Source organism: Avibacterium paragallinarum (assembly GCF_011765605.1).
GTDB classification, from domain to species: Bacteria; Pseudomonadota; Gammaproteobacteria; order Enterobacterales; family Pasteurellaceae; genus Avibacterium; species Avibacterium paragallinarum.
Map to the genome: position 1 here is coordinate 854,151 of NZ_CP050316.1, position 14,379 is coordinate 868,529.

General features: G+C 41.4%; 8 protein-coding genes. 3 read left to right on the top strand and 5 right to left on the bottom strand.

The genetic code is table 11. The annotated features are described in order from the left end of the window. Positions 1-93: 93 nt before the first annotated feature. The 5 genes from parC to HBL79_RS04185 all read right to left on the bottom strand — a co-directional run bounded on the left by parC (position 94) and on the right by HBL79_RS04185 (position 9,678). Positions 94-2,343, bottom strand: coding sequence for a DNA topoisomerase IV subunit A (gene parC / locus HBL79_RS04165; protein ID WP_035685073.1), 2,250 nt, complete (start codon positions 2,341-2,343; stop codon positions 94-96). A 61-nt stretch (positions 2,344-2,404) separates the two neighbouring features. Next, positions 2,405-3,442 carry a copper-containing nitrite reductase gene (nirK, locus tag HBL79_RS04170; RefSeq protein WP_046097439.1) on the bottom strand — a complete coding sequence of 346 codons (1,038 nt, stop codon included), beginning with the start codon at positions 3,440-3,442 and terminating at the stop codon, positions 2,405-2,407. A gap of 339 nt (positions 3,443-3,781) precedes the next feature. Then, on the bottom strand, positions 3,782-5,683 hold the full coding sequence (gene parE / locus HBL79_RS04175) for a DNA topoisomerase IV subunit B (RefSeq protein ID WP_035685069.1): 1,902 nt from the start codon (positions 5,681-5,683) through the stop codon (positions 3,782-3,784). Between the two features lie 112 nt (positions 5,684-5,795). After that, on the bottom strand, positions 5,796-8,441 hold the full coding sequence (locus tag HBL79_RS04180; RefSeq protein WP_035685067.1) for a PqiB family protein: 2,646 nt from the start codon (positions 8,439-8,441) through the stop codon (positions 5,796-5,798). Next, on the bottom strand, positions 8,410-9,678 hold the full coding sequence (locus HBL79_RS04185; protein WP_046097379.1) for a paraquat-inducible protein A: 1,269 nt from the start codon (positions 9,676-9,678) through the stop codon (positions 8,410-8,412). Before HBL79_RS04185 ends, HBL79_RS04180 begins: the two co-directional genes overlap by 32 nt. Positions 9,679-10,002: 324 nt before the next feature. Here HBL79_RS04185 and proQ point away from each other — a divergent pair, with 324 nt between their 5' ends. From proQ to HBL79_RS04200, 3 genes are all read left to right on the top strand, one after another. Next, positions 10,003-10,611, top strand: a complete 609-nt coding sequence (gene proQ / locus HBL79_RS04190) for an RNA chaperone ProQ (protein ID WP_035685061.1) — start codon at positions 10,003-10,005, stop codon at positions 10,609-10,611. Positions 10,612-10,687: 76 nt separating this feature from the next. Further along, entirely contained in the window at positions 10,688-12,742 is a 2,055-nt protein-coding gene (gene prc, locus HBL79_RS04195) for a carboxy terminal-processing peptidase (protein WP_035685058.1), read from the top strand. Between the two features lie 80 nt (positions 12,743-12,822). Next, the gene (locus HBL79_RS04200; protein ID WP_081637503.1) at positions 12,823-14,313 is read left to right on the top strand and encodes a L,D-transpeptidase family protein; all 1,491 of its coding nucleotides are present in this window, start codon (positions 12,823-12,825) and stop codon (positions 14,311-14,313) included. Positions 14,314-14,379: the final 66 nt, after the last annotated feature.

The window sequence follows — 14,379 nt, forward strand, 5'->3', positions numbered from 1 at the left end:
AGAATTACCGTGATTTAGATCACAGACTAAAGGAATAACAGGGCGTGATAAAATAAAGAGCTGAACAAAAAATCTGTTCAGCTCTAATATCACTTATTGATTTGGTTCAATCACTTCAATTTCAGCACCACTGTGTAAACCTCTAGGCAATGCACTGCCTTTACGCCCTCGTTCTGCACGGAATTTTTGCAAATCTTCCGTTTTTAAGGTGATTTTACGTTTACCCGAGTGGAATACGAGGCTGGCTTGTTCGGAAATCAGCAACAAACGAACCAGTAATTCACTGCGATCTTTGGCGTTGGCTGCTGGAATGGAAATAATCTTGTTGCCTTTTCCTTTGGATAATTCAGGCAAATCTTGCACTGGGAAAATCAGCATTCTACCCGCAGAAGTGAGAGCAACGAGTAATGTTTTGTTGTCTTGTAATTTCAATGGTGGCAAGACTTGTGCATTTTCTGGTAAGGAAATCAAAGCCTTACCTGCTTTATTGCGTGCTACTAAATCGCTAAATTGGCAAATAAAGCCATAGCCCGCGTCTGATGCCATTAGTAATTTTTGTTCATCGCTGTCCATTAACACTTGAGAAACCGTTGCGCCTGCTGGCAAGGAAAGTTTGCCCGTGAGTGGTTCGCCTTGTGATCGAGCTGATGGCAAGGAAAGCGGTTCAACAGCATAGCTCCGCCCTGTGCTATCAAGGAATACGGCAGGTTGATTGCTTTTTCCGCAGGCGTGGGAGAGATAGCCATCGCCCGCTTTATAGCTTAATCCCTGTGCATCAATATCGTGGCCTTTGGCACAACGCACCCAACCCATTTGCGATAAAATCACGGTTACGGGTTCGGCTGGGGTCATTTCATTTTCAGACATCGCTTTTGCTTCCGCACGTTCCACAATCGGGGAAAGGCGAGGATTAGCAAAGGTTTTCGCATCTTGCTGAATTTCTTTTTTAATTAACGAATTTAAACGGCGTTCAGAGCCTAAAATCTGCTCTAAATTTGACCGCTCTTCTTCTAATTTATCTTGTTCCGCTTGCAGTTCGTGTTCTTCCAATTTGGCTAATTGGCGTAAACGCAAGTTTAAAATGGCTTCGGCTTGTTCATCGCTTAAATGAAAGCGTGCCATAAGTTCTTGTTTTGGCTTGTCTTCGTTACGAATAATGGCGATGACTTCATCAATATTCAGGAATGCGATCATCAACCCTTGCAAAATATGCAGGCGATTTAGCACCTTATCTAAACGATGTTGTAGCCGTCTGGTTACAGTGGTACGGCGGAAGCTAAGCCATTCGGTGAGAATTTGCAACAGATTTTTCACCGCAGGTTTATTATCCAAGCCAATCATATTCATATTGACACGATAGCTTTTTTCCAAATCTGTGGTGGCGAATAAATGAGCCATTAATGCGTCCGTGTCCACACGGTTGGAACGTGGCACAATCACGATACGGATTGGGTTATTGTGATCCGCCTCATCACGAATGTCTTCCACCATTGGCAGTTTTTTCGCGGTCATTTGATCGGCAATTTGGCTGATGATTTTTGACGGCGAGGCTTGATGAGGCAACGCACTGATGATAATTTCACCGTCCTCTTTTTTCCACACCGCACGCATTTTAATTGAGCCGCGTCCTTGCTCGTAAATTTTACGAATATCCTCTTTGCTCGAAATAATTTCTGCTTCCGTTGGATAATCAGGCCCTTGTAGCACGCCCATTAAGTCGTCTAAATTGGCTTTCGGATTATCCAGCAACATCACCGCAGCGTCCGCCACTTCATTGAGATTGTGCGGAGGAATATCTGTTGCCATACCTACGGCGATCCCCGTTGTGCCGTTGAGCAAAATATGCGGGAGGCGTGCGGGGAGGTATTCGGGTTCTTCTAATGTGCCGTCAAAATTCGGCTGAAATTCTACCGTGCCTTGCCCTAATTCGCTGAGCAAAATTTCAGAAATTTTAGCCAAACGGGATTCGGTGTAACGCATTGCGGCAAAGGATTTCGGATCATCAGGTGCACCCCAGTTTCCTTGTCCATCAATGAGCGGATAGCGGTAAGAAAAGGGCTGAGCCATTAAAACCATCGCTTCATAGCAAGCGGTGTTGCCGTGCGGATGGAATTTCCCCAGCACGTCCCCCACAGTACGTGCAGATTTTTTATATTTCGCCGTGGCGTTTAAGCCCAGCTCAGACATCGCATACACAATACGGCGTTGCACGGGTTTCAGCCCGTCGCCAATAAAGGGCAACGCCCGATCCATAATGACGTACATCGAATAGTTTAAATAAGCACTTTCCGTGAAGTTTTGCAGTGGCATTTGCTCAATGCCTTCGTAATTAATTTCAGCCATAAATTTATTTTTCTCTTATATTCGTTAAAATTAAAGTGCGGTGCTATTTTGCATTGGTTTTTTAATGTTGAAATCCTGTGGAAACGTCCGCGTCAGGGTTGCGTTTGTCATAAGGCTCATCTTTCAATTTTCCTGAAAAAATCTGCGGATTTTCTTCCCCACTAACCTTTAAAATGCCTTTCGCTCCTTTTTCCGTGCGGAACAGGGAATGATCCACGAAAGGGTATTGCCCCGGAACAAGAATGCGAGTTTCGGCAATCACTGCCCCGCCCGCTGGGATTAAGGTGGTTTGCACATTATAATTTTGCAATGAACCACCTTCCACATACACCGTATCAAACGGCTTGCCGATCAAATGGAAAGAGGAAATTTTATTCGGCCCCGCATTGCCCACATAAAAACGCAATTTTTCTCCCGTTTTGGCTTGTAAGGCGTTGTCGCCGAGCATCGAGCCATAATGCCCGTTGAACACCACATAATCAGGCAGTTCATAGCGGGCTTTCTGCGTGCTGAACACTTGTAGCCCCGCTTCGCCAAATTCCCCTTGGGTATAAAATTCATTTTGTACGATATAAAATTCTTTATCCACCGCAGGCAAGCCTTCTTTTGGCTCAACCAGCATTAAGCCGAACATTCCCTTGCCGATATGGGTTGGTGCACCGGGCATCGCAGCACAATGATAAAGATACAGCCCCGGGTTTAACACTTTGAATTGATAAATGCTGGTATGCCCCGCGGCGGTATTGCTAGCGAGTGCCGTGCCTTCGGGGGCTGCGGCAGAATGAAAGTCAATGCTATGGGGGAGTTTGGAATTAATCGGGTTGGAAAAATGCACTTCCACCGTGTCGCCCTCACGCACGCGGATAAAAGGGGCAGGCGTTGAGCCGTTGTACGTCCAATATTTGAATTGCACCTTAGGCATAATTTCCATTATTTTTTCCAACGCTTCCAGTTTTACCACGACACGAGCAGGATAATCTCGTTTAATGGGAGCTGGAACATTGGGGGCAGTGGTAAGCTCCGCCTCAATGACGGGTAAAACAGCAGAATTTTGCACCGCACTTTCATTGGTTGCGGGCGTGCTAGTCGCGTTTGGCACGGCATTTTGTTGTGGTTTCTTCACGCTGTCTTTCAAACGCTCAGCAAAATTTTCCACCGAACCTTGCACCACATTCTGCACTGCGGTCACTAAATTTTCACTGGAATTTGCCACCGCACTTTGTACACTTACCGCTAACTTTTCCATTGAGGATTGTAAATCCGCTAAGGATTGAGCGAGCTTTTCATCACTTTGCTTTTCCGTTTTGCTTGTGGTATCGCCATTGTTCACCGCCGTATTGGACGTGGCACTGTCTTGTGCAAGCACAACGTTGGGCGGGAAAGTGGCAAAAAGTGCGGTGATAATTAGGGTTAAAATAGATTTTTTCATTGGCTTTCCTTACACCGTGAGATCAACCTGATCGCCCTTCGCCTGTAGCCAAGTTTTGCGATCTTCAGAACGTTTTTTCGCTAGTAGCATATCCATTAATTCAAAGGTTTCACTTTGATTTTCTTCATTATTTTGATCAAAGGTGAGTTGCACTAAACGGCGTGTATTGGGATCCATTGTGGTTTCACGCAACTGGCTTGGGTTCATTTCCCCCAGCCCTTTGAAGCGTTGTACATTGATTTTGCCTTTTTTCTTTTTCAGGCGATCTAAAATCCCATCTTTTTCCCCCTCGTCAAGGGCATAAAAAACTTCATTGCCAAGATCAATGCGATACAGTGGCGGCATTGCCACATAAACGTGGCCGTTCGACACTAATTGCGGGAAGTGGCGTAAAAATAAGGCACAAAGTAGGGTGGCGATGTGTAAGCCGTCTGAGTCCGCATCAGCTAAAATACAAACCTTGCCGTAACGCAACTGGGAAAGATCGTTATTGTCTGGATCGATCCCCAATGCTACGGCAATATCGTGCACTTCTTGTGAGCCTAGCACTTGATCGGCTGACACTTCCCAAGTATTCAAAATTTTCCCGCGTAAAGGTAAAATGGCTTGATATTCGCGATCGCGAGCTTGTTTGGCTGAGCCGCCCGCAGAATCTCCTTCCACAAGGAAAAGTTCGGTGCGAGCGAGGTCTTGCGAGCTGCAATCTGCCAATTTTCCTGGCAAGGCGGGACCGCTCACTTGTTTTTTCCGCACCACTTTTTTGGCAGCACGCAAACGGCGTTCCGCTGAGCTAATCGCCATTTTTGCCAGTTCTTCCGCCTCTTGCACATTTTGATTGAGCCATAAACTAAAGGCATCTTTCACCACACCGCTAACAAACACCGCACTTTGACGGGAAGATAAACGCTCTTTGGTTTGCCCTGCGAATTGTGGATCTTGCATTTTGATCGAAAGCACATAAGCACAGCGATCCCAAATGTCATCAGCGGTGAGCTTAACCCCGCGTGGCAGTAAATTGCGGAACTCACAAAATTCACGCATTGCATCGAGCAAGCCTTGACGCAGCCCATTAACGTGTGTGCCGCCTTGAATAGTTGGGATCAAATTGACATAGCTTTCGCCTAATAAATCCCCGCCCTCAGGTAGCCAAATTAATGCCCAACTAGCGGTTTCTTTTTCCGTTTCAAAATTGCCCACAAAAGGGGTTGTAGGTAGGGTGGTGTAGCCCTCTACATTTTCTGTCAAATAATCGGCTAAGCCGTCTTGATAGAGCCAAACGTCTTCTGTGCCATTGACTTTGTCAATAAAACGGATTTCCAAGCCTGAACACAACACGGCTTTGGCTCGCAATAAATGGCGTAAACGGCTGACGGAAAAATTGCTACTGTCAAAATATTTTGGGTTGGGTTTGAAATGCACGGTTGTGCCAGTACTACGGCGACCACAAGTGCCGATGACTTCCAATTCTTCCACTTTAACGCCATTTTCAAAGGCGATTTTATACACTTGACCGTTGCGTTTAATTTGAATATCCACCCGTTCGGAAAGGGCGTTCACGACGGAAATCCCCACACCGTGCAAGCCCCCTGAAAAGGTATAATTTTTATTGGAGAATTTGCCCCCCGCGTGCAGTTTGGTGAGGATCACCTCCACCCCTGAAACGCCCTCGGTGGGGTGAATATCAACGGGCATTCCTCGCCCGTTATCGATCACTTCAAGGGATTGATCTTTATGTAAAATCACTTCGATTTTTGTGGCGTGTCCTGCCAAGGCTTCGTCCACACTGTTATCGATCACTTCCTGCCCGAGATGATTGGGGCGGGTGGTGTCGGTGTACATTCCGGGGCGAAGTTGAACGGGTTCAAGATCTTTTAAAACGGTAATTTCATTGGCGGAATAATTTGTTGTCATTGGTTTTTTCCGTAATTTCAAATCAAAAAATTAGTGAAAGTGTAGCAAAAAAATGACCTGTATAAAATACCAGTAAGGTAAAATTAAAGTGCGGTCGCTTTTTTGTTAATTTTTATTCGTTATCTAAAATGCCTAAATTCCAGTTTATAGCTTCTTTAGGACGCTTGTCTTGCAACAAGAAACGCTGGTTGGCTTTTGCTTGCGGTTGCACTACGGAGCCAGAAGGCGTTGAAAAGGCGATACCGCCTTTGAGCAACTGTTGCATCGAGCCTGTGTTAATGGATAAGCCCGTGAAGCCCAGCTCCATTCCATAGCCTGAAGCAATCCAAAATTCGGAATTTTGTCGCACCAAGGCTTTATGTTTATTCGCGATTAAAATATGCACTAAAACGCGATCGCCGATTGGGTTAAGCTCAAGGCTACGAATCGTTCCCACTTCCACGCCACGATACATTACGGGCGATCCTGTGGTGATATTCATTGCGTCTTTGGTTTCTAAAATGAGCGGGAAACCATCGCCATATTTATTGGTTGTTGGCACGGATTGAGCCAAACGGAAGTGCGTTCGCTCTTTGCCGTTGCCCGCTTCCACATCAATATAAGGTTGCAACAGGCTGTCCAAATTCTCAATCCCCCCTGCGGAGATTTGCGGGGAAATAAGGCGGAACTTGCTATTTTCTTTCGCGATAATTGCCATATATTTCGGGTTAATCAATGCGGTGGCAAGAATTTTGCGATCGGCAGAAAGCTCAACGCTGTCGATCTCTCCGATGCTCAAGCCCATATAGCGTAATGGCATTCCCTTACTTAGATTGGTGGCATCTTCGGTACTGAGTTTAATCACTTGCCCTGCGGATTTGGCACGCATTTCATTTGGGTAAAGAATTTTATTACCTGAGCCGCTGTTATCAAAACTAATCGCACCTTTTAGCGTGCGGGCGATTGGGCTGGCTTGAATGCTAATTCCTTTTGGCGTGATGTCCACCTGTGCGGTACTTTCCACCCAGAATAGGCTTTTGCTGGTGAGCAAATCGCGATGTTTCGGGTAGATAAATATATCCACATCAAAATGATCTTTTTTCGGGCGGATAGCCAGAATTTTTCCCACTTCATATTGGCGATAAAGCACTAATGAACCTTTATCAATGCTGGGTAATTGCGAGGTGGTGAGAGTGAGCGTTGGGCTGAGATTGTTGCTCACAATACCCGCTTCAGCATTGCTTAAATCGCTATACAGCGGGAACGTTGCGGGGAGTTTGCCCGCTTGATGCCCTGCCACAATGCGAATGCCGCCTTGCAACCATTTTTCAGGCGTGGCCGCTTGCATTTTGATGCCATCAACGCCCACACTCACTTCAAAATTGGAAGCCGCGATAAACAGCGTATCGGGGTGAATTAAATGGCGATATTTGCCCGCAATAGCGATTTTAAAATGCACGTTATCTTGTTCAATGCGTTGGCTTACGATTTCACCAATGGCAAAATTGTTGTAGTAAATTTGTTGCCCTTCGCTGATATGATAGGTTTCAGGCGAGGTAAGAGTTAAAACCAGCGTATCAGGTTGTTTGAGTAACAATTCGTTTTCTTTAATTACTGTGAACTCGGTTTGTGGCTCACCCACTGCGGTGATTACGTCAAAATATTCACCGCGTAACAATTTTTGCGTATCACTTAACTCGCCCAGATTGAATTTGGTATTGCGGAGTACGATTTCACTATTTTTCGTAAACAGATTGATCGCACTTGGGTCAATCAGTAGCTTGCCTTGCAAAAAATCATCGTTATTTTCCACCGCACTTAATTCTGAAAGCAAACCGATTTGGCTATCCTGAGAATACACGGCAGTTTTCCCCGCTTTCAAACCCGCACTATTGGGAACGGTAATCGCCACTTCAACCCCGCGTTTCGCCGCTTGCAAGTTGGGATAAAGGCGATATTGTTGATCTTTTTTGGCTTGCGGACTGTCGTTTGGTGAGTCAAATGCCACCGCCCCTTGCACGATGGCATTTAGGCTATCCATCTTGACACTAATGCCTGATAGACCAATGTTGGCGTTAATTCCACTGATATTCCAGAAATGGCTGCTTTTTTTCACAAACTGGGCGTAAGGCTTATCAATCACCACATCAATTTCAATTTTCTTTTGATCTTTCGTGAAGCGGTAATCATAAATTTTCCCCACGGGCATTTTTTTGAAATACACCGAAGCCCCAATGGAAATTGAACCTAAATCATCGGCGAGCAAATGGATCAGCAAATCCCCCTCATTCACTTGGGCGATAGGGCCTTCGTTTTCCGCGACAAATTCATCTTCGCTGTCGCCATCACCGGGTTGTAAGGTGATATAGTTCCCCGAAACGAGTGCGTCAATACCAGAAATCCCCGCGAGAGAGGCACTTGGGCGGACTAGCCAAAATTTGGTGTTTTCACGCAACACGGTTTTGGCTTCAGGGTAAATATTGGCTTGCACTTCCACCTTTTTCAGATCATCGGTGAAATTCACTTTTTTCACCACGCCGATCTGCAACCCTTGATAGCGAATTTGGGTTTTCCCCGCCACTAAGCCATCACCATTGTCAAAGGTGATTTTGATGTTCGTGCCTTGCTCTTGCACAATTTGAAAGAACAAAATTGCCCCAATACACAACGCGATAAACGGTAACAACCAAAAAGGCGAAATGCGTTTATTTTTGCGAATGGCGGCTTGTATTTCGTTATAACTGTCCTTAATGGACGGCGTTTTTTTGTTGTCTGTCATAAATCTTCCAAAGTAAACGACTGTCGAATTGTGAAGCGGAAATCATAGTTAAAAACACGGCAGCACCAAAATAAAATGCCGCTGGACCGACGGAAAAATTGATAATTTGCCCTCGTGCAACTAAGGACATCATCAAGGCTAACACGAACAAATCAAGCATTGACCAACGTCCGACAAAATGTACGATATGAAAGAGCCGCATTTGCCATTTTATCGACTGGCGAAGCTTGAAATGTACACAAATTAGCAAATAAAGCAAAATAAAAATTTTGCTAATCGGAATAAAAATACTGGCAGCAAATACCACAAATGCCACGAAATAACTGCCCATTTCAATAAAGGTGATTACGCCAGACATTAGGGTATCCGCACTGGGCGTGCCATTCACATACACCACCGACATCGGCAATAAATTAGCAGGAATTAGCATAATAATTCCCGCAATCAGCGTTGCCCAAGTGCGTTGCAATTTTATCGCGATCGGCACATCAAGCGGGGTTAAACAACGGGGGCAATGGTTACGTTGTTTTTCATCTTGATAAGGATCTACAAAAGTATAATGGCATTCTGTGCAAACATTCGGCGGGCTGGCGGGTAGCTCAGTGAGCAGCCGATCTTGCGGATAAAAATCGTTCCACAGTGCATTCAAATTCAATTTAATGAACAGCAGTGTAGTTAAAAGTGCGGTAAAAATAAAAGCGATTAAATATATATCAAGGCTTAAGGTGGCATATTCCCTCACTTTAAACATTGTTACTCCTAATGCCACTAAATACACATCAAACATTACCCAAGGCTTGATATAGCCCAACGCGAGCAAAAGATTACGCGGTTTAATGCCGAAAAGCTGGGAAAGGCGAAGCAAAATCACCAAAATCGCAAAGGCAATGGGCATAAACACCGCACATAAAAAGATTAAAAACGCCGTGTAAGGATAGCCCTCCGTCGCCATTTTCCACACCCCTTGCCACACGGACGCATCCACTCGTGTTCCAAGCAAATCAATGCTCAATAGGGGATAATTCAAGGCAAAAGGCATTAAAATCAAAATAGATAAAGCAATCATCGAACAGCGGTGCAAACTCCAACGACTTCCCGAACTTAACACTTCATCACAACGAGGACATTCTGCGTATTGGTTGGGTGCTAGAGTTGGAATCACGAGTGTTTCATCGCAATGCGTACAGCGAGAAATGTGTTGTGTTGTGTAGTGATATACTTGCGATTGTTTTCTCATTGGGCTAGCGATGTGATTAAAAGAGGGCTATTTTAGCGGTATTTATCCAATTTTAAAATAGTAAGAGAGGAAGAGAAAAAAGTGTACTTGGTTTAACTTTGTCTTTCTATTAAAAAATTGGTTAAAAAGAAACCGTGCTTTTAGGCTTGATGAGGCTAGATAATAGAGGGGATAAGGCAAGCTATTCTCTTTGATTGTGCTTAGCTTGAAGTAAAATAAAGAAAGTTTTCTCTAAAAGATTAAAAAATTGTCATTTCTGTGTAATTTACGCTAAAATGACCGGCGTTTTTCTATTTAAAATAAGTGTTATACGAGATTTAAACAATGACAGAAGTAAAAAAATTGGCAAATAGCAAAGAAATTATTGCTTACTTAGCGGAAAAATTTCCCCTTTGTTTTACTGTTGAAGGGACGTTTAAGCCTTTAAAGATTGGAATTTTTCAAGATTTATCGGAAGCCTTAGCGGATGATGAAAGTGTGAGTAAAACACGTTTGCGTCAAGCATTACGCCAATACACATTAAATTGGAGTTATTTAAGTAGTTTCAAAGAGGGAGCTGAGCGCGTAGGGCTTGATGGCGTAGCTGTTGCAGTGGTAGAAAAAGAACACGCAGATTATGCAGCAAAACAATTGGCTGAAGCAAAAGCTCAACTTGCACACAAACGTGCGGCGGAGCGAGTCAAGCAAAATAATGACGCTAAGAAAAAACAACATAAAAAGCCATATAAGAAAGTATTTGATAAAAAGGGTACACAGAAACCCGCGTTGACGTCCGTGGTTTTATCTCAGTTAGAGAAAGGAGCGAAGGTAAAAGTAAAAGCAGGAAATGCGGTAAAAAATGCGGTTGTATTAGAAATTGTGAAAGACAGTGTTCGCATTGAGTTAGATAATGGTTTAACCATTTCAGTGACAGCAGATCGCCTATTTGTGTAGGGTGTAGGTGATTTAAGTTTTTTAGTGGCAAAAGTGCCGAGGTTGTTTGCGTTGGCTTTAAATTAGGAACATTGTAATGAAATTTAATAAGAATAAAGCTTATATTTTAACTGTAGCAACGTTATTATTTGGCTTCTCGCAAGTTAATTCTAATGTTGCATTTGCGGTTGCACCCAAATTAAAATCAAGCGATATTACTATCCCGCAATTTAATGACAGCCAACAGCTCGCCACAAAACGCGTTACCGCTCGCTTAACACAATCGCATTATCGTAAATTTCAATTAGATGATGCTTTTTCACAAAAAATCTTTGATCGTTATTTAAGAAGTTTAGATTTTAATCATAATACTTTTTTGGCCTCTGATATCGAACAAATGCGAGAAGCATATGCTGATAAATTGGATGATCAACTTAATGAGGGGAAATTAGATATTGCATTTGCAATGTATAATTTAATGATGAAGCGTCGTTACCAGCGTTACCAGTATGCCTTATCTTTGTTAGATAAAGAACCTAATTTAAAAAAGGATGATCAAATTGAAATTGATCGGAAAGATGCTGAGTGGCCTAAAACAGAGCAAGAGGCAAATGAGCTTTGGTTACAAAGAGTTAAAAATGATGTAATTAGCTTGAAATTAAAAGGAAAAAGCTGGAAAGAAATTAAGAAGAAGTTAATTAAGCGATATGATTTGGCAATTCGCCGCTTAACTCAAACTAAATCGGATGATATTGTTCAAGTGTATTTAAATGCGTTTGCGCGAGAGATCGATCCTCATACAAGTTATTTAGCACCAAGAACTGCAAAAAGTTTTAATGAAAGTATGAACCTTTCTTTAGAGGGAATTGGAGCGACTTTACAATCTGAAGATGGCGAAACTATTATTAAATCTCTAGTAGCTGGAGCTCCTGCGGAAAGAAGTAAAAAAATTAAGCCTGGAGATAAGATTATAGGGGTTGGACAGGCTACAGGGGAAATTGAAGACGTTATAGGTTGGCGTTTAGATGATGTTATTGACAAAATTAAAGGTAAAAAAGGAACTAAAGTCCGTTTAGAAATTGAGCCAGAGAAAGGTGGGAAATCCCATATTGTAACGTTAATTCGTGATAAAATACGTTTAGAAGATCAGGCTGCGAAGCTGACTATCGATACTATAGATGGTAAAAAAATTGCGGTTATAAAAATTCCAAGTTTTTACATTGGTTTATCTGAAGATGTAAAAAAATTACTTATTGAAATGAAGCAAAAAAAAGCTGATTCTCTTATTATTGATTTACGAGAAAATGGCGGTGGTTCATTGAAAGAGGTTGTTGAATTAACAGGACTATTTATTACAGATGGGCCTGTTGTTCAAGTACGGGATGCTTATCAACGTATTAAAGTTCACGAAGATCCAGATAGTGGTCAAATATATTCCGGTCCTTTGTTTGTGATGATAAACCGTTTTAGTGCATCCGCTTCGGAGATTTTTGCTGCTGCGATGCAAGATTATAACCGTGCAATTATTATTGGACAAAATACGTTTGGAAAAGGCACAGTTCAACAAAGCCGACCATTAAATTTTTCATTTGATGTAGAAGAAACTCCGATGGGGCTTATCCAGTACACAATTCAAAAATTTTATCGTATAAATGGTGGAAGTACGCAGCTGAAAGGTGTTAAACCAGATATTTCTTTTCCATCCATTATTGATATGAAAGAGTACGGTGAAGAAACGGAAGATAATGCATTACCTTGGGATAAAATCCCTCCGGCTAATTATTCTGAGATAGAAGGAAAAAAAGATAAGCTTATTAGTGAACTTGACCAAGCACATCAAAATCGAATGGAAAAAGATCCAGAGTTTATAGCGTTAAATCAGGATTTAAAGATATTGAATGAGAGAAGAGCACGGAAATATTTATCATTGAATTTTGATAAACGTAAAGCAGAACATGATATAGATGATGCTAAACGTTTAAATGATTTAAATGCACGTTTTAAACGTGAGGGCAAAAAAGCTTTAAAATCATTAGATGATCTTCCAAAAGATTATGAAGATCCTGATTTTTCTTTAAAAGAGGCTGAAAAAATGGCGGTTGATTTTCTTCGTTTGCAAGCACAAGAACCATTTTCAAATAAGCCGAATTAGGTTTATAAAATCAATGATTATTTTACCGCACTAAATAAGTGCGGTATTTTTTGCTGTTATTTTATATTAAGGAATCCGTGATGGGGAAAAGTTTATTTAAATTTGCTAATGCTTCAGTGTTATTAGGTATGCTCTATTGTATGGGCATATTGCTTTGTTCTAACACTCTTTTGGCTAGGGAAGGAGAAATATTAGGACAACAAACACCAATATTGACCAATGAGCAATTATTTCTGGAAAAAATGGTACTTTCAGAATATATGAAGGAAAGCCATAGTGATGAAAAATTCGCTAGAGAATATGGGCAATACTCTGAGCAATATTTGATAGATTTAGTGTCTTCCTTGCCAGTACAATTTAAGTCAACAATTACAAAAATTTATGCACAGAACAATGATATCTTATTATGGAATAATGAAGCGGAAAGACGATTTTTGCACGATTATGCGGCATTAGCTATTAGCGGTATATCAAAACACATAATGATAAAATTATCCGAACTTTATCAAATGGCTAATAGAGACCGTCTGACATACGATATTTTATTAACTGATGCTTTTTTAGGTTATCTTTATTATTCAAAGAATGTATTAAAATATGCTCAGAAATGGCTATATTCATCTAATACTTATGAAAGTCTTTTGCCTAATGAAAATGATATTCAAGATTGGCTAAACGCAGTGAGGAATAATCAATCCCTTGATTTTATTTTAAAATTAGGGAGTGAAAATACTTTATATCGTCAAACTTTATATCAATTAGAAGCAATTGTTGCGGCTAAAAAATTAGATATAAATCAAATTTATAAATTAGCTATTAATTCTCAACGTTTGCGAATACTTCCAAATTTTTATAATGGTATTTTTGTAAATATTCCGAGTTATCAATTACATTATTATCGTGATGGGCATTTACTAATTAATTCTCGGGTGATTGTTGGCAAACCCGAACGTAAAACGCCAGTTATGTATAGTAAATTGGCTAATGTTGTTGTTAATCCACCCTGGATACCGACTTCTCGTTTGATTAATGAAGATCTTGTTCCTAAAATTAAACGTGATCCTAGTTATGTGGAACGTAATGGCTATACTATTTCAGATAAGAATGGAAAAACTGTTGATCCATATTCGATTGATTGGGAATCGATTACTAGCTATTTTCCTTATCATATCCGGCAGGCTCCAGGCGATAGTGCTTTAGGGCAGTATAAATTCAATATGCCTAGTGCTGATGCAATTTATTTGCATGATACCCCTAATCATAATTTATTTAAAAAGAAAAATAGAGCATTAAGTTCAGGCTGTGTAAGGGTGGAAGAGTCTGCTCAATTAGCAAATATTTTATTGAAGGAAGCTGGGTGGACAACGAATAAAACGAATGAAGTATTGAATACTAAGAAGACTGTTTCAGCAAGAGTTTTTTCTGATAATCCCGTTTATCTTTACTATGTTACAGCGTGGATGGACAATGGCAAATTATATACAGCCCCCGATATTTATCACTATGATGTTGTTCCAACAGATTTAAATAATATAGATTGGAATATGGTGAGAGAATACTTAACTCGATAGATAAATGGTAGGCTAGAATATTTATTTTATGAACTAATTATAAATAGGGTAGTCGAATCAAAAAAC